Source organism: Bacillus sp. F2HM, from assembly GCF_019266135.1.
GTDB lineage: Bacteria > Bacillota > Bacilli > Bacillales > Bacillaceae > Bacillus > Bacillus safensis.
In genome coordinates this window covers 200816-224195 of the sequence record NZ_LRMO01000011.1, presented here as the reverse complement: position 1 = coordinate 224195, position 23380 = coordinate 200816, and the positions used below count along the sequence as shown (strand labels likewise).

The following is a 23380-nucleotide window of genomic DNA, read 5'->3' as shown; positions in this document are numbered from 1 at the left end:
TTTTTAATGCTGAAGCGGTGCATCGATATCTCCGGCAGAATGAGCTTTTATCTGTCCTTTCTCATCTTTTAGCTGGAGATGACCGTAGCGGTTGACTCCGCAGCAAATGCCCTCTTCCCATGTTTGTTTTTCACGATCTAACGAGATTCGCAGCGGTTTATGAAGACGATATAACCGTTTGTTATAGAGGGAAGTGAGTGCTTCAAACCCTTCATTCTTCCAGCGTGTATGATATTTTTCAAAAGCGGCGGCAAGTTCCTTCACAAGCTGATCGGCTTTTACCTCTGTAAGTTCTGATAGGCAAATGGTTTTGTACGGAACATGCTCCGGCTTTGTCTTCACATTGATGCCAACCCCGATATAAATGGCGTTACGGTCCGCTTCAATCAATGTGCCAGATACCTTTGCTTCATTGATGAGAATATCATTTGGCCATTTAATCGCCAGCTGATCCTCAGCCCTGATGAGAGGTTTGAGTACATCGTAGATCGCTAGTGCCGTCAGCGGAGCGATCGTTGACTGGGTGGAGAGTTCTTCTGGCGGCAAAACTGTCATGGTCAAAGCGACATTCCCTGCAGGCGTTTCCCACGGTCTGCCTAGCCTGCCTCTTCCTGCTGTCTGCTGATGTGCATAGACAGCAAATGAAGGTTTTTCTCCTTGCTGAATGAGCCTTTTCGCTTCATTATTTGTACTATCAATGGTGTCATATTGAAAAATCTTCATGTGTTCTCCTTTTGTTTCTTCTTGATATGATCCTTTTATTATAACAAAATGAAGCTTACACGATGATGAGGGCTCTATGTTACTTATTTCGTTGAGCTTGAAATGTCTCTTTTTCTTCCTCTGTAAATGGGACAGGTGCGCCTGTTTCTTTATTAATTTGCACCATGGTGACCGAGCCTGTAAAGCATGGTTCCTGCTGCTCGTTTTCTCCTAAATAATGAAGGATGAGTGAGCTTGATCCGACTTTTTCCGGCTTTACATACACACGAAGCCGCTCCCCAATCTCCACCTGTTTGATGTAATCACATTGCAGGTTTGCCACGACTGTAATCGTCTCTCTCACACGTTTCATTCGTTTATCAACAATTCCCGTTTTTTGAAAAAAGGCTATCCTTGCTTCTTCAAAATATACAAAAGGGGTGACATTGTTCATATGACCAAACATATCCGTTTCTGAAAAACGGACCGTCGTTTCGACATAAAATCGAAAGGATGCTCTCCATTCATCAAACGGTTCCTCAATATATGACGGAAGTCTCACTTCATCATCTCCTTATTCATCAATAAACGCCTCTCCCATATTGGAAGAGGCGTTTATTTTGTGTTCCATCCAGCCTCTTGTAAACACTCATCATGATTGGCAAAGAGGACTGAATGTGATGTTATTCTGCGTGATCGCTTCCGAAGAAGTTACGGAAAGCTTGTAATGTTGTATCTCGGTTAAGTGCTGCAATTGATGTTGTCAGCGGGATTCCTTTCGGACAAGCCTGCACACAGTTTTGAGAGTTCCCACAGTTCGCAAGACCTCCGTCACCCATAATTTCTTCTAGACGGTCAGACTTATTCATCGCACCTGTCGGATGTGCGTTAAATAGACGAACTTGTGAAAGCGGTGCAGGGCCCATAAAGGAAGACTTATCATTCACGTTTGGACAAGCTTCAAGGCAGACACCACATGTCATACATTTAGAAAGCTCATACGCCCATTGACGTTTTTTCTCAGGCATTCTTGGTCCAGGTCCAAGATCATATGTGCCATCGATCGGCACCCATGCTTTTACTTTTTTCAAGGAGTTGAACATGCGGCTTCTATCAACCTGCAAGTCTCTCACGACCGGGAATGTCTTCATCGGCTGGAGACGGATCGGCTGATCTAACTTGTCAATCAAGGCTGTACATGACTGGCGCGGTTTTCCATTAATGACCATGGAACAAGCTCCGCACACCTCTTCAAGACAGTTCATGTCCCAGTTGATCGCCGTTGTTTTTTCACCTTGTTTATTGACCGGGTTACGTCTAATTTCCATGAGTGCGGAAATGACGTTCATATTTGGGCGGTAAGGGATTTCGAATTCCTCATCATAAGGCTTACCATCTGCAGTATCTTGACGTGTGATAATGAATTGAATTGTGTTTTTTTCACTCATCTTATTTCTCCACCTTTTTCTTCGAGTAATCTCGTTTACGAGGTGCAATTAACGATACATCGACGTCCTCATAGTGGAATGCAGGCTTTTGATTTTTCCCTTTGAACGTAGCCATCGTTGTTTTAAGGAATTCTTCATCGTTTCTTTCTGGGAATTCCGGTTTATAGTGTGCGCCTCGGCTTTCATTCCGGTTATATGCCCCGATCGTAATGACTCTTGCCAGCTGTAGCATGTTGTCAAGCTGACGTGTGAAGGCAGCGCCTTGGTTGCTCCATGATGCGGTATCATTGATGTTGATCTTCTTGTAGCGCTCCATTAGTTCTTCGATCTTCTGATCTGTTTTTAAGAGTTTATCATTGTAACGAACCACTGTAACGTTATCCGTCATCCATTCTCCAAGCTCTTTATGAAGCACGTATGCATTTTCAGTACCATCCATGCTGAGGATGTTGTCCCATTTCTCCTGCTCTTTCTTCACGGCGCTGTCAAATAGTGCAGAAGAAAGGTCTTCCGCAGATTTTTCAAGACCGTTAATGTACTTCACCGCATTTGGTCCAGCGACCATTCCGCCGTAAATCGCAGAAAGAAGTGAGTTTGCACCAAGTCTATTTCCGCCGTGCATTGAGTAATCACATTCTCCGGCAGCGAACAGACCTTTGATATTCGTCATTTGATCATAATCGACCCATAATCCGCCCATTGAGTAATGAACAGCTGGGAAGATTTTCATCGGCAGCTTACGCGGGTCGTCACCCATGAATTTTTCATAGATTTCAATGATTCCGCCAAGCTTAATATCAAGCTCTTTTGGATCTTTGTGAGAAAGATCCAGATATACCATGTTCTCTCCGTTGATGCCAAGCTTTTGCTCGACACATACGTCAAAGATTTCACGCGTTGCAATGTCACGCGGTACAAGGTTCCCATATGCTGGGTATTTTTCTTCAAGGAAGTACCAAGGCTTCCCGTCTTTATATGTCCAAACACGTCCGCCCTCACCACGAGCTGATTCACTCATAAGACGAAGCTTGTCATCTCCTGGAATCGCTGTCGGGTGAATTTGAATGAATTCTCCATTTGCATAATGCGCACCTTGCTGATAGACGATAGATGCAGCAGATCCAGTGTTAATCATGGAGTTTGTTGATTTACCGAACACAATTCCAGGACCGCCTGTTGCCATGATGACTGCATCTGAACGGAAGGATTCAATTTCCATTGTCGTCAAGTTCTGCGCGACAATCCCGCGGCACACTTCCTCGTCATCTAAAACGGCGCCAAGGAATTCCCAGCCTTCATATTTCGTGACAAGTCCTGCTACTTCATAGCGGCGAACCTGCTCATCCAGTGCGTATAATAGCTGCTGGCCTGTTGTAGCTCCAGCAAACGCTGTACGGTGGTGCTGTGTTCCCCCGAAGCGGCGGAAGTCCAATAATCCCTCTGGTGTTCTATTAAACATAACACCCATACGATCAAGTAAATGGATAATGGACGGCGCTGCTTCACACATTGCCTTTACTGGCGGCTGGTTGGCTAAGAAATCTCCACCGTATACCGTGTCATCAAAATGCTCATAAGGTGAATCCCCTTCACCTTTTGTATTAACCGCTCCGTTGATTCCGCCCTGTGCACATACAGAATGCGAACGTTTCACAGGTACGATTGAAAATAGTTGAACAGCTGTTCCCGCTTCTGCTGCTTTAATAGTTGCCATGAGACCAGCTAAGCCGCCTCCGACAACGATGATGCTAGAATTACTCATTGTAGCCCCTCTCCCTCTTCTACTAATCTATTTCCTCTTAAACAAAAGCGAAAATTGCTCTTAGCCCTACATATGAAAGCGCTATAAATATACCTAATGTCACATATGTGGAGATTCGTTGTGAGCGTGGTGAAACGGTAATTCCCCAGCTGACAGCAAATGACCACAAGCCATTAGCAAAGTGGAAAATAGTAGATAAAACGCCGACAATATAGAAGCCTAGCATAAATGGAGAGCTTAAAATATTCGCCATCATGTCATAGTTGACTTCAGCTCCAAGCTGAGCTTGAATTCGTGTTTCCCATACGTGCCAAGAGACAAAAATCAATGTGATAATACCTGAAATCCTTTGCAGTCTGAACAGCCAGTTTCTTAAGTAACTGAAGCGAGACGTGTTGTTTTGTGCCGTAAAGGCTATGTACACCCCATAAACAGCATGATAGATCAGTGGTAAGAAAATCACGAACAGCTCAAGTGCATATCTGAAAGGAAGCTGTTCCATAAAGTGTGCAGCTTTGTTAAACGCCTCTGGTCCATTTGTCGCAAAGTGGTTAACCACTAAGTGCTGTATTAAAAATAGACCGACCGGAATGACGCCAAGCAAAGAATGCAATCTCCGATAAAAAAATTCTTTGTTCCCCGACATTACTTTACCCCCTAGTAAAAAAAGTGCAATTGCTTGAAAATTGTCTTACCCCCGCTTCTTTCAATTGTAAGCACTTTATTCAAATTTATTGACAATTTCATTTTACTCCTATGTCAAAAAAGCGTCAAGAAACCGCGTACATAAATTAAAATTTTCCGAAATTTAAAAGTTTTAAATCAAAATTCGTTTTACTACAATAAGAATTTCTTAGACTTCAGGGAAAACTCTGTCATCATATGCCCACATAAGCTATAATAAATTGTTGAAAGAGGGGAGCCGTACAATGAATAAATTCGAATCTAACTTAGAACAGCTAAAAGAAATTGAAGTCAATGGATTTGCCTACGAGCTGATACGCGAAGTTCTGCTGCCAGATATTCTTGGTCAGGACCATTCATCTATGATGTATTTTGCGGGTAAACTGCTTGCTCGTAAATTTCCTCAAGAGTCATGGGAGAAGATCCCCGAATTTTTCCATGATGCCGGATGGGGGACTCTCACGATGGTCCATTCGAAAAAACAGGAAATTGAGTTTGAGCTCGAAGGTCCACTAGTATCCAATCGACTCACCTATCAAAAGGAGCCATGCTTTCAGATGGAAGCGGGTTTTATTGCTGAACAAATTCAGCTTCTGAATGAGCACGTGGCTGAATCCTATGAACAAGTGAAAAAGCGTGCTGAGAAAGTCATTTTAACCGTTAAATGGGATTTAAGAGACCCTAGCTAATACTCTTGATAAAAGGCGCGGACTTCAGGTCACGCCTTTTTTATATGTCTACATCTATCATAGCATACTTAATGAATGGGTTTACGCCCGTTTCAGCCGTTTCCATATAGAAAAAAGAGGCGACCCTCTTTCATGAGATCACCTCTTTACCTTTTTAAGAATGAGCAGCGGCGCTCACCTTTGATAAATCAAACGCATCATGCAGCGCTTCAACCGCTTTGACCATATCATCACGGCCAACCACCGTTGAGACTTTGATTTCAGACGTACTGACCATTTTCACTTGAATGTCTTTTTGCGCTAACACAGCAAACATTTCAGCGGCTACGCCTGGATTTGAGACCATTCCAGATCCCACAATAGATACTTTCGCTAATTTGCTTTCTGTCTCAATCTGCTCGTAGCCAAGCGCCCCTTTATATTCTTCTAATACTTCAACTGTTTTGGACAAATCATCCGTTTTGACAGAGAAAGAGATCGATGTCTGGTTGGTGTTTGTGACAGACTGAATGATGATATCCACATTGATATTCTGTTTCGCAAGCGTCGTAAAAATGGTCGATAATGTTGTTAAACCGCTTGAAAGCCCGCACACTGTGACACGTGTAATCTGATCTTCAAATGCAATGCCTCTGACGACTAAATTTTGTTCCATGGATGATTCCTCCTCAATTAACGTACCCGATTCATTTTCAATACTAGAACGGACTTCTAGCGGGACTTGATAATTTTTCGCAAATTCAACAGCTCTTGGATGCAGGACCCCAGCTCCTAGATTAGCCAGCTCAAGCATCTCATCGTATGAAATGCCTGCAAGTTTCCGCGCAGATGATACATAACGCGGATCTGTCGTAAACACTCCTGGTACATCTGTGTATATATCACATTTATCAGCTTTTAGTGCGGCAGCCAGTGCCACAGCTGTTGTATCTGATCCGCCGCGGCCAAGAGTTGTGATATGTAAGTCATCTGCAATTCCTTGGAAACCTGCCACAACAACGACTTTCCCCGCACTTAATTCCTTTTTTATCCTTGATTCATCAATGTCCACGATTCTTGCATTTCCGTGCACATGCTCTGTTTTCATACCAGCCTGCCAGCCTGTAAAGGAAATGGCATCATAGCCTCTTCTTTGGAGTGCCATCGCTAATAATGATATGGTCACCTGCTCACCAGTTGCGAGCAGCATATCCATCTCTCTTTTGCTTGGATCGTCTGTGAGTTCTTTCGCTAGGTCTACTAGAACATCCGTTGATTTGCCCATCGCTGATACAACCACAACCACATCATGTCCTGCCTCGCGTTCAGCGATCACTCTCTCTGCGGCATTGCGAATTTTTTCTGTTGACCCAACGGAAGTTCCGCCAAATTTTTGTACAATTAGTCCCATGTCTACCACCCTTTTTCAAAAGTTCACGTGTGAGAGAAGAGGCAGCTTTGGAGACTGTCCGCTCACTGCAAATAAAAAAGCAATGAGAGAACAAATCTCCCATTGCTTTAAAATCATCATTAAACGATGCAAACAATGAGATAGCCCTCCAAGAAATGAATTCTTGACAGCCCTACATTTCTTCAATGTACAGCCAGCGAATAAAATGAGTGGATTTTATTCACTTCGGCGACGCTCCCCTTTCAGCCCTCTTCTTAGATCCCATCGATCTCCGAAGGCTTACTCTTGAAGTTCGCACCTCTATCTTCAACAAACAACACGTTCATTTATTAAATTAGTCACATCTTAACAGACTTTTGGTAAAAGTACAATCTATTTTTTTAATGCTTCCATTAAAAGTTCAGCCGTCTGTTTCGGAATGCCAGCCTCCTGAAAGTCTTGGATAGAGGCTTCTTTCATCTTTTTCACAGAGCCAAAATGTTTGAGGAGCTGCTTTTTACGCTTTTCTCCGATACCTGGTACATCGTCTAAAATAGACTGGAATGCATTTTTTCCGCGCAGCTGCCGGTGAAAGCTAATGGCGAACCGGTGCACTTCATCTTGAATGCGCTGCAATAAGTAAAAGGCCTGGCTATTCCGCTCCAGCGCAACAATTTCAAGTGTATCTCCCATCATGAGATTCGAAGTCCGGTGTTTTTCATCTTTTACAAGACCTGCGACTGGGACAGACAGATTCAATTCATTTTCAAGCACATCGATAGCTGCGTTGATCTGTCCTTTTCCTCCGTCAATTAAAATTAAATCCGGCAGCGGCAGTTCATCCTTTAACACGCGGGTATATCGTCTTCTAATGACTTCACGCATGGATGCATAATCATCTGGCCCTGAGACGGTTTTAATTTTGTATTTTCGGTATTCCTTTTTATAGGGCTTCCCGTCCTGAAAGACGACCATGGCAGAAACCGGGTCTGCTCCTTGAATATTTGAGTTATCAAATGCCTCGATTCTGTATGGCATATAAATATTAAGCGCATCCCCGAGCTGCTTCACCGCACCAATTGTCCGCTCTTCATCACGCTCAATGAGCGAAAACTTTTCTTTTAAGGCGATTTTGGCATTTTGATGCGCAAGTAAAAGCAGATCCTTTTTCTTTCCTTTTTTCGGCTGGTGAACGTTCGTCTCAAGCAATTGCTCAATCATCTCTTGATCGACACTGTCCGGAACCAGAATTTCCTTCGGCAGAAAATGGTTGTTCTTTTCATAAAATTGCCCCATGAACGTGAGGAACTCCTCTTCAGGGTCCTGATACATTGGAAACAGGCTCACGTCACGTTCAATCAATTTCCCCTGTCTGATAAAGAAGACTTGGACACACATCCAGCCTTTATCATAGGCATAGGCAAAGACATCTCGATCTGATAAATCACTCATCGTCATTTTCTGTTTTTCCATCGTTGAGTCGATATATGCGATTTGGTCTCTCAGTTCTTTTGCCCGTTCAAACTCTAAATTTTCAGCAGCTTCCTGCATCTTTTCGGTGAGTTCTTTTTTGATTTGCTGATGTCCCCCGTTTAGAAACCTTGTGATTTCGTCCACGAGCTGCTTATTCGTTTCCTCGGAAATGTCATACACACATGGCGCAAGACATTGTCCAAGATGATAATAAAGACAGACGCGGTCAGGAAGGGTGGCGCATTTTCTCAGTGGATATAAGCGGTCGAGCAGCTTTTTTGTTTCTCGAGCTGCTTGTACGTTTGGGTATGGACCGAAATATTTTCCTTTGTCCTTTTTTACATTGCGGGTGACGATCAGCTTAGGATGGCGTTCATTCGTAATTTTTATAAAAGGATATGTCTTGTCATCCTTGAGCATGACATTGTATTTTGGGTCATATTTTTTGATTAAATTCAGCTCTAAAATGAGCGCCTCGATATTAGAAGAGGTGACAATGTATTCAAAGTCTTCAATTTCACTGACAAGCCGCTGCGTTTTGGCGTCATGTGATCCAGTGAAATAAGAGCGCACCCTGTTTTTTAAAACCTTTGCCTTTCCTACATAAATGATCGTATTTTGTCTATCTTTCATTAAGTAACAGCCTGGTTGATCCGGCAGGACTGACAGCTTTTCTTTGATTAGTTTGTTCATATTTTCATCCGTCCTTGTTTTCCTCTTTCACTCCTTCTAGTGTATCACGAACATTTGTTTTATACCATGTTGAAAGAAAAGCGGCTCTCGTCTTTACGAGAACCGCTTCAATGATTATGCCGCTTGGACATAGATCGGTTTATAGATGTTTGTTGACAAGTTCAGCAAGTGCTTCTTTTGGTTTGAAACCAACAGAAGTTTCTACAACTTCACCGTCTTTTAAAACAAGAAGTGTTGGGATACTCATAACGCCGTATTTACCAGCAGTTTCTTGGTTATCGTCTACATCAATTTTTACAATTTTCATTTTGTCGCCCATTTCTTGATCAAGTTCTTCAAGAACTGGAGCAATCATTTTACAAGGTCCACACCATGGTGCCCAAAAGTCTGCAAGAACAACACCTTCTGCAGTTTCTTGTGAAAATGTTGCGTCAGTAGCTTTTACGATTGCCATTATTCATTCCTCCAATGTAAATTATGCTTTTTAGTATAGCATCTACCAATGTGACTTGCGAATGAAATGCTTACGAATCATTTTTTAGGAAATGAATTAAAAAACAAACCGTATAATCGCACCAATAACAACAATCGCACCGATGATCATTAGAATGGTTCTAAGCATATGACATGACACCCTTTCCGCTTCATTTACAATGTATGATGCCCCAACATTCTTCTCATCAAACATCGAAATATGCAATTAAGCGAGGTCGACAGTTATCATGACCACTGACATTGGCGGCAGCTCCACCGTTAATTCGCCGGACTTTACAGTCATTTGCTGAAAGTCTTTTGGCTGAACAGAATGAGGTTCATCGAATGTATTATGGGCATTCATGCGATCGGCCGTCAGCACACGTCCAGTGACTTTCGTTTGTTCATCAATCCCTGCAATGGCAAGGGATGTCTCTGTTTGTTCATGCGGATTCAGGTGACAGTAGCTAATATGCATCTTCCCTGATGAACGTGAGGCTGACACACTGACCTGAGGAATTTTTTCACCTCTTCGTTCATACGGGGGTGAAACGAACTCTACTTCAAGCGCTTCTTCCTCTTGATGCACTTGAAACATGTGAAATACATGATACGTAGGCGTCAGAAGCATCTTTTCGTCCTTTGTTAATACCATCGCTTGCAGCACATTGACCGTCTGAGCAATATTTGCCATATGAATCCGCTCGCAATGGCGATGAAAAATATGAAAATGGAGGCCGGCCACAAGGGCGTCTCTTAGTGTGTTTTGCTGATATAAAAACCCAGGATTTGTCCCTGGCTCTGGGTCATACCATGTCCCCCATTCATCAATAATCATCCCGATTCGCTTGTCTGGGTCATAACGATCCATGATTTCTCCATGGTCTTCGACCAGCCGTTCCATCTCATAGGCCTTTTTCAGCGTGATAAACCATTCATCTTCATCAAATTCAGTCGCTGACCCCTTTTTCTCCCATGTACCAGGTACGGTGTAATAATGTAAACTGAGCCCATCCATCCACGGTGCAGCCTGCTCCATCAATACTTTCGTCCAATTCACGTCATTAGAGTTCGCGCCGCAGGCGATTTTATAAATACGCTGCCCTGCAAATTCTCTTACGTACGTTTGATAGCGTTTATATAAATCTGCATAGTATTCAGGCGTCATATTCCCGCCGCAGCCCCAGCTTTCATTGCCTACACCAACATAGGTCAGCTTCCAAGGCTCTTGTTTTCCATTTTGAATGCGCCAGTCTGACATAGGTGTCCCATTTGGAAATGTCATGTATTCGACCCAATCGGCTAATTCTTGAACAGACCCGCTTCCCACATTGCCGCAAATATAAGGCTCACATTCAAGCAGCTCACACAATGTCATAAATTCATGCGTACCAAATGCATTGGATTCAACCGTACCACCCCAATGGGTATTGACCATCGGCTTTCGTTCACTGAGATCACCTACACCATTTGCCCAGTGATACTCGTCTGCGAAACAGCCTCCCGGCCACCTCAGCACCGGAATATGTAATGCTTGAAGGGCCTTCAGCACATCGGTACGAATTCCCTCAATATGATCAATCTCTGAGTCTTTTCCTACCCATATCCCGTCATAAATCCCTCTTCCTAAATGCTCCTGAAAGTGCCCATAAATGTGTTTAGAAATGCGTCCGATCACGTCATTGACTTTGACTGTCCCCTTCATTTATCAACCGCTCCTTTTCCTCTTGATCACATACAAAAAAACCCAGAATACCTAGGCATTCTGAGTGTATGAGCGTTACGAGTGGATATTCATCTTTTTTAACTCTTCATTTAAAAGCGGTACCACTTCAAACAAGTCACCGACGATTCCGTAATCGGCGATTTTGAAGATTTCCGCTTCGGGGTCTTTGTTGATCGCCACAATGACTTTACTGTTAGACATTCCCGCTAAATGCTGAATCGCTCCTGATATCCCACATGCAATATAAAGGTCTGGTGTGACGACTTTTCCTGTCTGGCCAATTTGCAGGGCATAATCACAGTAGTCGGCGTCACAGGCGCCGCGCGAGGCTCCGACTGCTGCCCCCAGCGTCTCAGCGAGTTCATTCAGCGGTTCAAAGCCTTCCTTGCTCTTAACCCCGCGCCCTCCAGCAACAATGACCTTTGCTTCCGATAAATCTACACCTTCTGACGTTTTTTTAATGACTTCCTTCACGATCGTCCGAAGGTTCTGAATATCGACAGAAACCGGTGTGACTTCTCCGCCTCGTGACGCATCACGCTCAAGTGGTGCCACGTTGTTTGGCCGGATGGTTGCTAGAAGCAGACGGTCTGTCGAAATGACTTTTTCAAAGGCTTTTCCAGAGTAAATCGGTCTAGTGAAAACAAGGTGTTCGCCGGTAACGCTTACATCGATCGCATCTGAGATTAAGCCAGTCTGGAGACGTGCAGCTATTTTCGGCGACAAGTCTTTTCCGATAGATGTATGGCCAAAGAGCACAGCATCCGGATCGACCTGATCTAATATGGCTTGAAGTGCCTGCGCAAAACCATCTGACGTATAATATGAAAGGTGTGGATGCTCCACAATCATGACATGATCCGCTCCATAGTAAAGCAGTTCATCTGCTAGGTCTTTGACGTCATCCCCTATTAACACGCCAATGACCTCACCGCCATCTGCCACTTTATGAGCGGCAGCAATGGCTTCAAATGTCACATTTCTTAATTTACCGTCACGACTTTCTCCAAGTACAACAACTTTTTTACTCATCTTCAAGCTCCCCCTTGTTCTCGTGATATCGTAAAGTGGATGTTTAGATGACTTTTGCTTCATTTCTGAGTAGATCTGTCAGTTCTTTGACTTGATCCTGAAGCTCGCCGCTCAGCACCTTGCCACCCTCTTTTTTCTCCGGTAAGAAACGTTCAATTGTTTTGATTTTATATGGTATATCGTCTTCATCCAGATCTAAATCATCAAGTTCCAATTCTTCTAAAGGCTTTTTCTTTGCCTTCATAATACCTGGTAATGATGGATAGCGAGGCTCATTGAGCCCTTGCTGAGCTGTGACGACAAGCGGGAGTTCGGCAGAAATGACTTCCACATCCCCCTCTGCATCCCGTTCAATCGATACAGAGCCGCCGTCAATTTGAATACTCGTTATCGTTGTTACATATGAAAAGCCAAGTAATTCAGCAAGACGCGGGGCTACCTGTCCAGAGCCGCCGTCAATTGCTACATTCCCTGCTAAGATCAAGGAAGCCTCTTTGTCTTTTAAATAGTGATAAAGAATGGTAGAAGCTGAATATTGGTCCCACTCTTCTAAGTCGTCCTCCACATTTAATAAGACGGCCCTGTCACAGCCCATAGCAAGTGCTGTTCTCAGCTGTTTCTCCGCATCCTCACCGCCAACTGTCACAACGGTCACTTCTCCCCCGTGCTCATCGCGAAGCTGAATGGCTTCTTCAATGGCATACTCGTCATAAGGATTAATAATGAACTCTGCTCCATCTTCTTGAATTGCACCAGACTGAATCGAAATTTTCTCTTCCGTGTCAAACGTACGCTTCATCAAAACAAATATATTCATTTATTTCTCCCCCTTGTGTCGTACTTATCCCTTATTCCCCTTTAAAGTTCGGTTTGCGCTTTTCGATAAAGGCCTGGATGCCTTCTTTGGCGTCATTTGATTGGAAAACCTCACCAAATTTTTTGGCTTCCAGCTTCATTCCGCCGTCATATGAATACAATTTTGTTGCGTTCAATAAATCAAGCACATATTCAAGTGATTTAGGGCTTTTTGCGGCAAATTTCCCCGCAAGTGTTTTGGCCGCTTCGAGCGCTTCTTCCTCTGTTTCTGCCAGCTTTGTAACAAGGCCGCACGCAAATGCTTCTTCACCTGTAATCGGTTCAGCTGTTCCCATCATTTCAAGCGCTTTAGCAGAACCAACGTAGCGCGGGAGGCGCTGCGTGCCGCCGAATCCTGGAATAATGCCAAGATTTAGTTCTGGCAGTCCAAGCTTTGCATCTTTTGTTGCGATTCGGATATCACAAGACATGGCAAGCTCAAGGCCCCCGCCTAATGCTGCTCCGTGAATCGAGGCAATGACTGGCTTTGGACACTGTTCAATCCGTTCAAAGACTTGCTGTCCTCTATCTGCGAGGCTTGCATAATCAGACTCTTCCTGTAAAGTGGTAAATTCTTTAATATCAGCACCTGCTGAGAAGAATCTGCCTTCTCCGTGGATCACAATCGCTCTTACTTCTTCATTCTGTTCGAGCTCATCGAACATGTCATTAAGCTCAGTGAGCAGCTGAGAGGATAAGGCATTTGCAGGCGGGTTCTGAATCGTGATGAGCGCTGTCTGTCCTTCATGATGTAAGCTAAGTATTTTTTCCATGTCAATCACCCTTTTTCACATTGTCTTTAGGATTGATGTATTCCGTTTAACAGCAGATCATGTACACTTTCTGCGAGTGCAGGCAGATCATACTTTTGATCATTCATGACCCATGTTGTTGCGGTTTCATCAATCGTCCCAAATACCATTTGTCTCGCTAAGCGGACATCTAAATTTTGTCTAAATTCTCCTGTTTTCTTTCCTTCTGTTAAAATCGACTCGAGCATATTTAAATACCCTTTTAGCACCTCATTGATTTTTTGCCGCAGCTCAAGGTTTGACTGCCTGAGTTCAAGCTGTGTCACAAGAGCCAAATGATGATTTTGCGCCAGCATGCGAAAATGCTCCTCAATCAACAGTAGAAGCTTTTCTTTTGCAGACGGCTTCTTTTGAATATCTGTTTCCATTCGTTCGATGAATTGTCCCATTTTTTCTTTGAACAATGAGATGAGAATATCCTCTTTGTTTTTGAAATAAAGATAAATGGTTCCGTCTGCCACCCCTGCTTGTTTCGCAATCTTTGAAACTTGTGATTGATGATAGCCGTTCTCCGCAATCACCACAACTGCTGCATCAATAATTTGCATGTACTTCGGTCTTTTCTGCTTCAATGTGCTTCGTCCCTTTCTAAATTGAATGAGCATTCATTCATAACTTTATGTTAAAAAGAAACGGGTGATTTGTCAAGAGATCTTCTTCTTTCTTTTCAACCTTTATCATACCAGAGCAGACTGTCATCATTCAAATCATCCGGCCGCTCGACCGGATGATGAAGGTCGTTATTTCTTCAATTGATCGACAGGTGTCTCAGATGATGAAGCTTGCTTTCTTTTTTCTTCTTCAATTAATACTCTGCGTAAAATTTTTCCGACAGCCGTTTTAGGCAGTGATTCTTTAAATTCATACACGCGCGGTACTTTAAATGAAGCAATTCTCGTTCTGACAAAGCGATCGAGTTCATCCTCTGTTAAATAAGCATCCTTTTTCGGCACAACAAACGCTTTTACTGTTTCTCCTCTATAAGGATCTGGTATACCTGCGACAACGACTTCTTGTACAAGCTCATGTTCATATAGGGCTTCTTCGACCTCTCTTGGGTAAATATTATAACCGCTCGCAATAATGACATCTTTTTTCCGGTCAACGATATAGAAAAAACCGTCCTCATCCATATACCCAATATCTCCGGTGAAAAACCATCCATCCCTTAATACAGCTGCTGTCTCCTCTGGCTGATTCCAGTATCCTTTCATAATTTGCGGCCCTTTGACGATAATTTCTCCGTGCTCATACGGCTCTTTAAGGCCACCCGTTTCCTCGCAATAAATGCCTGCGTCTGTCCCAGGCCACGGACAGCCAATGCTGCCTGTTTTGTTGGCTCCCCACAAAAAGTTAGAATGGGTCACCGGCGAAGTTTCTGAAAGACCATACCCCTCTACTAAACGCCCTCCTGTTAATTTCTCAAAGCTCTGTTTGACTTCAACAGGAAGAGCCGCCGAGCCGCTTAAACATGCAGTGATGGACGACAGGTCATACTTTTCAATGTTCGGATGATGCAGCAAGGCGATATACATGGTGGGTGCACCTGGAAAGAGCGTCGGTTTCTGTTTTTCAATCGTTTTGAGAGTATCAGCTGCGTCAAATCGAGGAAGGAGAATCATTGAATGCCCTTCTTTGACAGCAAGGTTTAATACGGTCGTCATTCCGTATACATGAAAAAACGGAATGATGCCAAGGATTCGTTCTTTTCCTCTTGTCGTTTTATACATCCAAGAAGCGCACATTTCAGTATTCGCTAAAATATTTTCATGCGTCAGCATGACCCCTTTTGGTAAACCAGTCGTTCCGCCTGTATATTGCAAAACAGCGACATCCTCTTTCGGTTCAAAGGCAAGAGCCGGAATCTGTTCTCCTGACGATTCTTTCATAATTTGTGAGAAGTGATGAATGGTCTCGCTTTTCTCTACTTGGATGACCATTTTATTTTTTCTTTTTTGGACGATAGGAAACAGAATGTTTTTCGGAAATGGTAAATAATCCTGTAGTTTGGTGATGATCAAGTGCTCCATACTTGTCAGCGCTTTCATTTTATAGGCCTTTGGATACAATAAATCCAGTGTAATCAGCACTTTTGAGCCGCTGTCCTCCATTTGATATGCCAGTTCTTTCTCCGTATAAAGCGGGTTCGTTTGAACAACGATGCCGCCTGCAATTAAAACAGCATAATAAGAAATGACGGATTGAGGACAGTTTGGCAGCATGATCGCTACTCTGTCGCCTTTTTTCACGCCAATTTTCATCAGGTGACCAGCTAGTTTCAATGCTTCTTCCTGGAGCTGTTCATAGGTGATGTTTCTTCCTAGAAAATGAATGGCTGTATGCTCAGGTGCAGCCTCTGCGGAGCTGAATAAGTAAGATTGTAACGTCTCATTTGGGATGGTGAGTTCGTGGGGAATTTGATTCGGGTAATGCAGAAGCCAACGTTTATCTGACTGCATAAAAACCCTCCTTCCTGAACTTTCGTACTATTTTATTATAGCAAACTTTTCCTTAAGGCAGTTTGCTTTTTTCAAATAGAGCTTGGTTCCATGACATCTTTATTTCTGCGCTGGTGTTTCGATTGATGCTCTTTTTCCTTCATGATGCCACTGTTCATATAATCCACCGATTGCACGGAATGACTCATTTACTCTCTCCACGATCTGTTGATGGATACTCGGGTCATTAGGTAAATGCGTCTGGATGTTGTCGACTTGATACTGCCTCATCATGTCTATGTAGACTGTAAGAAAGATTGTGTCTTCTAAAATCCAGTAAATGACTTCATCTGCTACTTTTGTTCTTTTGTGCAGCATTTGGATTCCTCGTTCATATTGAATGAGAATATAGCCACTCGGATCGATTTGAATATAAGGGCTCAAATCATCAAAAAATCCAGTCGTTTGAAATGGACGTGCAATATACGGTTCATATATGTCTCTTGGCAGGGAAGTCATTTGGAGACAAGTATCAATACGCTTTATGAGTTCGTCTTTTTGCAGAATTTTCTTCATGTGATTCGCCGCCTTCGGGTGAGATAAAAGCTGCCAAGGAATCCCTGACAGCTTTCTCACTTTGTCTTCTTCATTTCACAGGAACATGTAAACGGCACCAATGACCGCAAAAGTGCAGGCAACTACGATTAATACTTTTGCTAGCTTTTCCATGTCGTCTCCTTAAATGCCGGCTGCTACTACGTAAGACAGCCCAACTGAAATAATGAGTGAAATAAACCCGACCGCTCTATTATCATTCTCAATCTCTTTGTCTACTTTAAATCGTGGTGTTAAAAATTCAAAAATGAAATAGCTGACAAGCAGCATCACAAAGCCGTATACGCCCCATCCAACCATTTGTAGAAGGGAATTGTGCTGTGCGATTGAATGCTGAAACACATTCGCAATCCCGAAAATCTTTCCGCCTGTTGCCATGGCAACAGCTAAGTTCCCACGCTGGATCTCTTCCCAGTTTTTATAGGAGGTAACGAGTTCAAAAATGGTTAGAAATAAGACAAGACATAGGACGGCCACGCTGTAATAGGCGGCAATTTCCACAAGTTCATTTTCCCAAAAGGCTTTCATGCGTTTTCTCCTTTTTACTTTAATTCGACGATGGTAACGCCTGATCCTCCCTCGCCTTGTTCCCCAAAACGAGCATTTTTCACACTTCGGTGCTGTTTCAGTAATTCCTGAACCCCTTTTCTAAGGGCGCCAGTTCCTTTTCCGTGAATGATTGACACTCGCGGATAACCAGCTAAGACAGCATCATCTAAATATTTCTCGACTCTGCTTAAGGCATTTTCATAACGCTCGCCCCTTAAGTCAAGCTCAAGCGATACATGATAGTCTTTTCCTTTGACTGCCGTAATGGCTTTCTCCTGCTTAAATTCAGGTGCTGATTTGATAAATTCCATATCTTTTTCTTTTACTTTCATTTTCAGAATGCCCATTTGGACACTCCATTCTTTGTCACCTGTTTGTTCAAGCAGCGTTCCTTTTTGCCCGAAGGTGAGCACTTTCACTTCGTCGCCTGATTTTAGCTGTCTTGCTGCTTTTTTCACCGGCTCTGGCTTTTTCTTCCGGTCAAACTCAGGGACTGCTTCTTCAAGACGCTTTCTCGCATCGATGAGTTCATGCTCTTTGAATGATCGATGCTCATTTTTTATCGACCGAAGCTCTTGAATGATGTCTTCTGCTTCTTTTGAGGCTTGTTCAATTTTTTCTGCTGCTTTTTTTTCAGCTTCTTCAAGCAGTTTGTCCTTTTGCTCATTCCATTCAAGAATTTGTCTCTGCAATTCTTTATGAAGCTTTTCTGCTTCTTTTCTATAGATTTCTGTCTCATGCAGCTCTTCTTCTGCTTGTTTCTTGCTGTCTTCTAATGAAGCAATCATTTGGTCTACTTCATTATGTTCGGCATGCATATCCGCTTTTGCCCGGTCAATGAGGTGATCTGGCAAACCAAGACGTTTAGAAATTTCAAATGCATTACTTCGTCCGGGCACACCGATGAGCAAGCGGTACGTTGGTGATAAGGTTTCAATGTCAAACTCCACGCTCGCATTTGTGACACCTTCTCGGTTATATCCGTAAGCCTTCAGCTCAGGATAGTGAGTCGTTGCGATGACGCGTGCATTTGTTTGATGCACTTCATCTAAGATACTCATGGCCAGCGCGGCACCTTCTGCAGGGTCTGTTCCTGCCCCTAATTCATCAAATAACACGAGTGAGTTAGATGTCAAATTCTTTAAGATATCTACAATATTGACCATATGAGATGAGAACGTACTCAAGCTTTGCTCAATGGACTGTTCATCTCCAATATCAGCAAAGACTTGGTCGAATACAGCCACTTCCGAGCCTTCTTCAACTGGAATATGAAGGCCTGCCTGCGTCATCAGCGTAAGAAGACCAAGCGTTTTCAAGGTAACTGTCTTACCCCCTGTATTTGGGCCAGTAATAACGATGGTTGAAAAATCTTTGCCGAGCTCAATGTCATTTGCCACAACCTGATCCCTAGGCAATAGAGGATGTCTTGCCCGCTTTAAATAAATCTCCCCTTGATCGTTCACAGCAGGCTTTGTGGCTTTTTCTGCCTTTGCATATTTGGCTTTAGCAAAAATAAAATCTAGCGTCTGAAGCTCCTTTACATTGTGAAGCAGTTCCTCAATGTGCTCTGACACGCTCGCTGTCAGCATTTGCAATATCTTTTCGACTTCTTGTTTTTCTTTTAAACGGGTTTGCTGCAAGGTGTTATTTAAATCCACGACCACTTGCGGCTCGATAAATAGGGTTGCTCCTGATGATGACTGATCGTGAACAATTCCGCCGTAATTCGAGCGGTACTCCTGCTTTACTGGAATCACGAACCGGTCATTACGAATGGTAACAATCGTGTCTGACAGCATTTTTGAAGCAGATTGTGAGCGAATCATAGATTCTAATTTATCTCGAACTTTTGATTCTAATGAACGTAATTGCGTACGTATTGTTCGTAGCACCGGAGTTGCGTGATCAAGCACTTCTCCATTATCACCGATACAGCTTTCGATTTCTTTTCTGACTTCAGGCAGCAAAATCAGCGTCTCTGCATAAGCATGAAGGCGCGGTATATCTACACCATCTTCATACAGTGACGTGAGAAAGTGCTTCATATTTTTCGCAGTATATAATAGCGCTGCAATTTCCATGAGCTCAGATGGGCTTAATGTACTGCCGATTTCTGCCCGTTTGACCCCGCGTCTAATATCCGTCAGCCCGCCAAATGGCGCCGATCCCTTTAAGCGGATGACATCCTGTGCTTCTGCTACCTCTTCCAGCAAATGCTGAATGGTTTCAATATCCGTCAGCGGCGTTAAATCCTGCGCTCTTTCTTTTCCTAATGAGGATGCGGTATAGGACATGACTTTTTCTTTTACTTTATGAAATTCTAATGATGCTAACACTTTTTGTTGCAGCATGGTCCAGCCTCCTAACGACTACCTGTCACGCGTTAAAAACTTTTTGATCTCGCTTAGAGAAAAAGTATTCACGACATTTGCTTTTGGTGTCCAGCCTTTTCTTGCAGCTGTTACACCAACTTCCATATGATCCAGCATGGTGATATTGTGTGCATCTGTATTGATCATGATGTTCACACCTGCTTCGTTTGCTTTTATTAAATGCTCTGCTTTTAAATCAAGTCTTGACGGGTTGCTGTTGAGCTCTAGTGCAGTTCCCGTTTTTTTCGCAAGCTCTATGAGCTGATCTATATTTAAGGCATAGCCGTCCCGTCTGCCGATCAAACGGCCTGTTGGATGTGCAATTAAATCCACATGCTGATTCCGCAGGGCATTTTCAAGGCGCTCCATAATGACTTCTTCCGGCTGAGAAAAGCTAGAATGGATAGACGCAATGACAAAATCCATGTCTGCTAAAAAGTCATCATCATAATCTAATGATCCATCCGGGAGAATATCCATTTCGACCCCTTTGAAAATGTGAAAATGCTCGAATTCTTGATTCAGCTTGTCAATTTCTTTTGCTTGCAGACGTAAACGTTCTTTTGTTAAACCGTTTGCTACTTTTAAATATTGCGAGTGGTCTGTAATCGCCATGTATTCATAGCCTTTTGCGATACATGCCTCTGCCATTTCGCGAATAGAAAATGCGCCGTCACTCCATGTCGAGTGCATATGAAGGTCGCCTTTGATATCTTTTAACTCTACAAATTGCATACTTTCTTTATACGTATCAATCTCCGCTCCGGTTTCACGAATTTCTGGCGGAATGAGCGGAAGTTCAAAGTGCGCATAAAAAGCGGCCTCGTCTTCAAACGTTTTGACTTCTCCAGTTTCAATTGTTTCCACACCATATTCACTAATACGCTCTCCGCGTTCCTTCGCAAGCTGGCGCATGCGAATATTGTGATCTTTTGAGCCGGTGAAATGATGCAGCGTTGTGGCAAATTGGTCTGTTGTCACAAGCCGGAAGTCTACACTGATCTCAAAATCAAGGGCAAGAATGACAGATACCTTCGTATCACCGCTTGCGATAACGTCTTTGACATCATCAAGTGCAACGAGCTGCTCTCTGACTTGTTCAGGATCGCTGGTTGCAATGATATAATCTAGATCTTTGACGGTTTTCCGTGCACGTCTTAGACTGCCAGCTCTAGAAAAACGAAGAATACCCTTCATCTGTTCTAGCGCATGATCAATCCGCTCTGCCACATCTAATGCAAAGCCAATTGGCAGTCGTTCTGGCTGCTTTCCGGCCTCCTCAAGAGCAGCGAGAATCTTTTCTTCTGTTTTTTTACCGAAGCCTGCAAGCGCTTGTACTTTTTCCGCTTCACATGCTTCCTTTAATGACTGTGCATCATGGACGCCAAGCTCTTGGTAAAGCTTAGCAATCTTCTTCCCGCCAAGCCCTTGTAATTTTAAGAGCGGGACAAGTCCTTCAGGCACTTCCTTTTTTAATTGTTCAAGTGTTTCTGATTGTCCTTTTTCGATATACTCTGTGATCACAGCAAAGGTTCCTTTTCCAATGCCGGGTAATGCTAATAGATCATCTATTTGAGAAAGGCTGCGGTCGTCTTGTTCCAGTGCCGCTGCTGCTTTACGAAAGGCAGAAATTTTAAAAGGATTATCTCCTTTTAGTTCCATATATACTGCAATTGTTTCAAGAAGTTTGATAATATCTTTTTTATTCATCTCTCATCCTCCAGCCGCTTTGGCATCTTCCTATATAAATATACAAACTTTCCCTTCATCCTACAACTTTCTGTCATGGAATGAGAAAAAACTTCTCCAGGAAAGGAGAAGTTTTTAAACTCCATACGTCGACCATAGGTCTTTGACAAGACCGGACAGGTAAGGGGTGTTGTTTACGATCACATCTGCTAACATTGATTTGCTCATCATTGTTTGCAGCGCATCTACTGGAAGTAATGCAGCGACAAACAATAGAATAAACACAAATAAATAGGTTTCAAGAAATCCTAAAACACCGCCAAGCAGTTTGTTCACCTGTTTAATCACAGGTATACTTGCAATGGTTGTGAGCAATCCGCCAATGATGGCGAGCAGGATTTTGGTCAAGATAAACAGAATGATAAACGCAATGGTGTTATAATAAGCTGTTTCTAGATTCCCGCTAAAGAAAGCGAGCTGCGGTTGACCGCCGCTAAAATTAGGTGCCGGAATCCACGTAAGCTGTGGTGCCAGTGACTGATAAAACATAGAAGCCACTAATATAGAAACAACAAAGCTGATCAATTTAATAAATTGAAGAATAAACCCGCGTTTTAGACCGACAAGCGTTCCCATAAGAAGCAAAAACAAAATGATGATATCGATCACGGTAATTTCATTCCTTTTCTTTTAGCTGAATCTCTAATTTTTCGTATTGCTCTTTTAATTTCAAGTAGTCGTGGACGACATTGACTGCTGTCAGTACAGCTAATTTGTTTATATCAAGGTATGGATTTTTTTCATTTATTTCTCTCATTTTATCATCAACAATTGACGCAACATGCCGCATATGCATCTTCGTTTCTTGACCGATGATCGTATAGGACTGTCCGTATATCTCAACTGTTGTTTTCGTTTTACCGCCGTCAGACAACGTTTCTCCTCCATTCCACGAGAATCCTAGTCTCTATCATAACATGTTTAGACATTGAATGGAAAGACGAGCCCTTACCTGTTATGGTACACTTTAGAAATCAATGATATCAAGGTAAAAAGGAGTTATCCACTGTGCCCCAATCCGTTTTAAAAGCAACATCAGAAGACCTCAAAAAAATGAAGAGCGCGTATGCGCACCATTTAACAGACACTTTGCCGCCAGGCGCCCTCTTTCAAGCAAAAGTCCCTGGCTGTACGATTACAGCTTATCGATCTGGAAAAGTGCTCTTTCAAGGACAAAAGGCAGAAGCTGAAGCCAGTCAATTCAGCCATTTACAAGCAGCTGATACGAAAAGTCAAAAATCACCTGCTGTCACAAAATACAGTCCGCCGCCTGGCATTGCTTCCATGTCGGTCGTCGGTTCAGATGAAGTAGGTACAGGTGATTATTTCGGACCGATCACAGTCTGTGCGGCCTATGTTGATGCCAGCCAGCTTGCTTTAATGAAAGAGCTTGGCGTAAAAGACTCAAAAGGATTAAAGGACCCGCAAATTATCAACATTGCCAAGGATCTCATCAAAACCATTCCGTTCAGCCTTCTCGTTCTCCGAAATGAAAAGTACAATACGATGCAGGAAAAGGGCATGAGTCAAGGAAAAATGAAGGCACTGCTTCATAACCAAGTCATCACCTCTGTGCTAGAAAAACTGGAAGGACAGCAGCCTGAAGCCATTTTGATTGACCAATTTGCAGAACCAGGCATTTATTTCAAGCATCTTGCCGGGAAAAAAATCATTCGGGAACGGACGTATTTTAGTACAAAAGCAGAAGGCATCCATTTGTCAGTCGCTGCAGCTTCCATTATCGCAAGGTACGCCTTTTTAATTGAAATGGACAAATTATCACAGGCTGCAGGCTTTGACATCCCAAAAGGGGCCGGTCCTCATGTAGATAAGGCCGCCGCCAAGCTCATCAAGCTGCATGGTGAAGATGCTTTACGTCAATTTACAAAGCTGCATTTTGCCAACACACAAAAAGCGAAAAAAATGCTATAAAAA

General features: G+C 43.1%; 22 protein-coding genes and 1 riboswitch. Of the genes, 2 read left to right on the top strand and 20 right to left on the bottom strand.

What is annotated here, in order from left to right:
- Positions 1-3 precede the first annotated feature (3 nt).
- The 5 genes from AWT60_RS08105 to AWT60_RS08085 all read right to left on the bottom strand — a co-directional run bounded on the left by AWT60_RS08105 (position 4) and on the right by AWT60_RS08085 (position 4558).
- Entirely contained in the window at positions 4-723 is a 720-nt protein-coding gene (locus AWT60_RS08105) for a biotin--[acetyl-CoA-carboxylase] ligase (RefSeq protein WP_076840323.1), read from the bottom strand.
- A gap of 79 nt (positions 724-802) precedes the next feature.
- Positions 803-1264, bottom strand: a complete 462-nt coding sequence (locus AWT60_RS08100; RefSeq protein ID WP_218677110.1) for an acyl-CoA thioesterase — start codon at positions 1262-1264, stop codon at positions 803-805.
- A 121-nt stretch (positions 1265-1385) separates the two neighbouring features.
- Positions 1386-2150, bottom strand: coding sequence for a succinate dehydrogenase iron-sulfur subunit (gene sdhB / locus AWT60_RS08095; protein ID WP_034279749.1), 765 nt, complete (start codon positions 2148-2150; stop codon positions 1386-1388).
- Position 2151: 1 nt separating this feature from the next.
- Positions 2152-3912 carry a succinate dehydrogenase flavoprotein subunit gene (gene sdhA / locus AWT60_RS08090; protein ID WP_024423212.1) on the bottom strand — a complete coding sequence of 587 codons (1761 nt, stop codon included), beginning with the start codon at positions 3910-3912 and terminating at the stop codon, positions 2152-2154.
- A 37-nt stretch (positions 3913-3949) separates the two neighbouring features.
- Entirely contained in the window at positions 3950-4558 is a 609-nt protein-coding gene (locus tag AWT60_RS08085) for a succinate dehydrogenase cytochrome b558 subunit (RefSeq protein WP_024423213.1), read from the bottom strand.
- Between the two features lie 283 nt (positions 4559-4841).
- Between AWT60_RS08085 and AWT60_RS08080 the strand changes: the two genes are divergently transcribed.
- On the top strand, positions 4842-5285 hold the full coding sequence (locus tag AWT60_RS08080) for a YslB family protein (protein ID WP_024423214.1): 444 nt from the start codon (positions 4842-4844) through the stop codon (positions 5283-5285).
- A 154-nt stretch (positions 5286-5439) separates the two neighbouring features.
- Here AWT60_RS08080 and AWT60_RS08075 read toward each other — a convergent pair whose 3' ends face one another.
- The 15 genes from AWT60_RS08075 to zapA form a co-directional block, all read right to left on the bottom strand.
- The gene (locus tag AWT60_RS08075) at positions 5440-6675 is read right to left on the bottom strand and encodes an aspartate kinase (RefSeq protein ID WP_218677109.1); all 1236 of its coding nucleotides are present in this window, start codon (positions 6673-6675) and stop codon (positions 5440-5442) included.
- A 133-nt stretch (positions 6676-6808) separates the two neighbouring features.
- A riboswitch (Lysine riboswitch) is annotated at positions 6809-6986 on the bottom strand.
- Positions 6987-7047: 61 nt separating this feature from the next.
- A complete protein-coding gene (uvrC, locus tag AWT60_RS08070) occupies positions 7048-8820 on the bottom strand; it encodes an excinuclease ABC subunit UvrC (protein WP_024423216.1) in 1773 nt (590 codons plus the stop codon).
- Positions 8821-8959: 139 nt separating this feature from the next.
- Positions 8960-9274, bottom strand: a complete 315-nt coding sequence (gene trxA, locus AWT60_RS08065) for a thioredoxin (RefSeq protein ID WP_007501629.1) — start codon at positions 9272-9274, stop codon at positions 8960-8962.
- 246 nt (positions 9275-9520) lie between these two features.
- Positions 9521-10999 carry an alpha-N-arabinofuranosidase gene (locus tag AWT60_RS08060; protein WP_041107172.1) on the bottom strand — a complete coding sequence of 493 codons (1479 nt, stop codon included), beginning with the start codon at positions 10997-10999 and terminating at the stop codon, positions 9521-9523.
- A gap of 75 nt (positions 11000-11074) precedes the next feature.
- Positions 11075-12052, bottom strand: a complete 978-nt coding sequence (locus tag AWT60_RS08055; RefSeq protein WP_073206874.1) for an electron transfer flavoprotein subunit alpha/FixB family protein — start codon at positions 12050-12052, stop codon at positions 11075-11077.
- A gap of 43 nt (positions 12053-12095) precedes the next feature.
- On the bottom strand, positions 12096-12869 hold the full coding sequence (locus tag AWT60_RS08050) for an electron transfer flavoprotein subunit beta/FixA family protein (RefSeq protein ID WP_218677108.1): 774 nt from the start codon (positions 12867-12869) through the stop codon (positions 12096-12098).
- 31 nt (positions 12870-12900) lie between these two features.
- Positions 12901-13680: an enoyl-CoA hydratase gene (locus tag AWT60_RS08045; RefSeq protein WP_039180497.1), complete on the bottom strand. Its 780-nt coding sequence runs from the start codon at positions 13678-13680 to the stop codon at positions 12901-12903.
- A 26-nt stretch (positions 13681-13706) separates the two neighbouring features.
- A complete protein-coding gene (locus AWT60_RS08040; RefSeq protein WP_024427175.1) occupies positions 13707-14291 on the bottom strand; it encodes a fatty acid metabolism transcriptional regulator FadR in 585 nt (194 codons plus the stop codon).
- A gap of 168 nt (positions 14292-14459) precedes the next feature.
- On the bottom strand, positions 14460-16178 hold the full coding sequence (locus AWT60_RS08035) for an AMP-binding protein (protein ID WP_218677107.1): 1719 nt from the start codon (positions 16176-16178) through the stop codon (positions 14460-14462).
- Positions 16179-16277: 99 nt separating this feature from the next.
- Positions 16278-16733, bottom strand: a complete 456-nt coding sequence (locus tag AWT60_RS08030) for an immunity 63 family protein (RefSeq protein ID WP_076840457.1) — start codon at positions 16731-16733, stop codon at positions 16278-16280.
- Between the two features lie 162 nt (positions 16734-16895).
- Positions 16896-17300, bottom strand: a complete 405-nt coding sequence (locus AWT60_RS08025) for a DUF350 domain-containing protein (RefSeq protein ID WP_007501637.1) — start codon at positions 17298-17300, stop codon at positions 16896-16898.
- Between the two features lie 14 nt (positions 17301-17314).
- On the bottom strand, positions 17315-19672 hold the full coding sequence (locus AWT60_RS08020) for an endonuclease MutS2 (RefSeq protein ID WP_218677143.1): 2358 nt from the start codon (positions 19670-19672) through the stop codon (positions 17315-17317).
- 21 nt (positions 19673-19693) lie between these two features.
- Positions 19694-21406: a DNA polymerase/3'-5' exonuclease PolX gene (polX, locus tag AWT60_RS08015; RefSeq protein ID WP_218677106.1), complete on the bottom strand. Its 1713-nt coding sequence runs from the start codon at positions 21404-21406 to the stop codon at positions 19694-19696.
- Between the two features lie 114 nt (positions 21407-21520).
- Positions 21521-22054, bottom strand: coding sequence for a CvpA family protein (locus AWT60_RS08010; RefSeq protein WP_024423226.1), 534 nt, complete (start codon positions 22052-22054; stop codon positions 21521-21523).
- A gap of 7 nt (positions 22055-22061) precedes the next feature.
- Positions 22062-22319 (bottom strand): cell division protein ZapA, encoded by a 258-nt coding sequence (gene zapA, locus AWT60_RS08005; protein ID WP_012010831.1) that lies wholly within the window; start codon positions 22317-22319, stop codon positions 22062-22064.
- A gap of 134 nt (positions 22320-22453) precedes the next feature.
- Between zapA and rnhC the strand changes: the two genes are divergently transcribed.
- Positions 22454-23377 (top strand): ribonuclease HIII, encoded by a 924-nt coding sequence (rnhC, locus tag AWT60_RS08000; RefSeq protein ID WP_076840317.1) that lies wholly within the window; start codon positions 22454-22456, stop codon positions 23375-23377.
- Positions 23378-23380: the final 3 nt, after the last annotated feature.

Bases quoted from the DNA above. Each gene is read 5' to 3' on its own strand.
- AWT60_RS08045 (WP_039180497.1), bottom strand. From the start codon at position 13,680: ATGGAAAAAATACTTAGCTTACATCATGAAGGACAGACAGCGCTCATC.
- AWT60_RS08030 (WP_076840457.1), bottom strand. From the start codon at position 16,733: ATGAAGAAAATTCTGCAAAAAGACGAACTCATAAAGCGTATTGATACT.
- uvrC (WP_024423216.1), bottom strand. From the start codon at position 8,820: ATGAACAAACTAATCAAAGAAAAGCTGTCAGTCCTGCCGGATCAACCA.
- AWT60_RS08055 (WP_073206874.1), bottom strand. From the start codon at position 12,052: ATGAGTAAAAAAGTTGTTGTACTTGGAGAAAGTCGTGACGGTAAATTA.
- polX (WP_218677106.1), bottom strand. From the start codon at position 21,406: ATGAATAAAAAAGATATTATCAAACTTCTTGAAACAATTGCAGTATAT.
- trxA (WP_007501629.1), bottom strand. From the start codon at position 9,274: ATGGCAATCGTAAAAGCTACTGACGCAACATTTTCACAAGAAACTGCA.
- AWT60_RS08105 (WP_076840323.1), bottom strand. From the start codon at position 723: ATGAAGATTTTTCAATATGACACCATTGATAGTACAAATAATGAAGCG.
- AWT60_RS08085 (WP_024423213.1), bottom strand. From the start codon at position 4,558: ATGTCGGGGAACAAAGAATTTTTTTATCGGAGATTGCATTCTTTGCTT.
- sdhB (WP_034279749.1), bottom strand. From the start codon at position 2,150: ATGAGTGAAAAAAACACAATTCAATTCATTATCACACGTCAAGATACT.
- AWT60_RS08035 (WP_218677107.1), bottom strand. From the start codon at position 16,178: ATGCAGTCAGATAAACGTTGGCTTCTGCATTACCCGAATCAAATTCCC.
- AWT60_RS08080 (WP_024423214.1), top strand. From the start codon at position 4,842: ATGAATAAATTCGAATCTAACTTAGAACAGCTAAAAGAAATTGAAGTC.
- AWT60_RS08075 (WP_218677109.1), bottom strand. From the start codon at position 6,675: ATGGGACTAATTGTACAAAAATTTGGCGGAACTTCCGTTGGGTCAACA.
- AWT60_RS08025 (WP_007501637.1), bottom strand. From the start codon at position 17,300: ATGAAAGCCTTTTGGGAAAATGAACTTGTGGAAATTGCCGCCTATTAC.
- AWT60_RS08050 (WP_218677108.1), bottom strand. From the start codon at position 12,869: ATGAATATATTTGTTTTGATGAAGCGTACGTTTGACACGGAAGAGAAA.
- AWT60_RS08060 (WP_041107172.1), bottom strand. From the start codon at position 10,999: ATGAAGGGGACAGTCAAAGTCAATGACGTGATCGGACGCATTTCTAAA.
- sdhA (WP_024423212.1), bottom strand. From the start codon at position 3,912: ATGAGTAATTCTAGCATCATCGTTGTCGGAGGCGGCTTAGCTGGTCTC.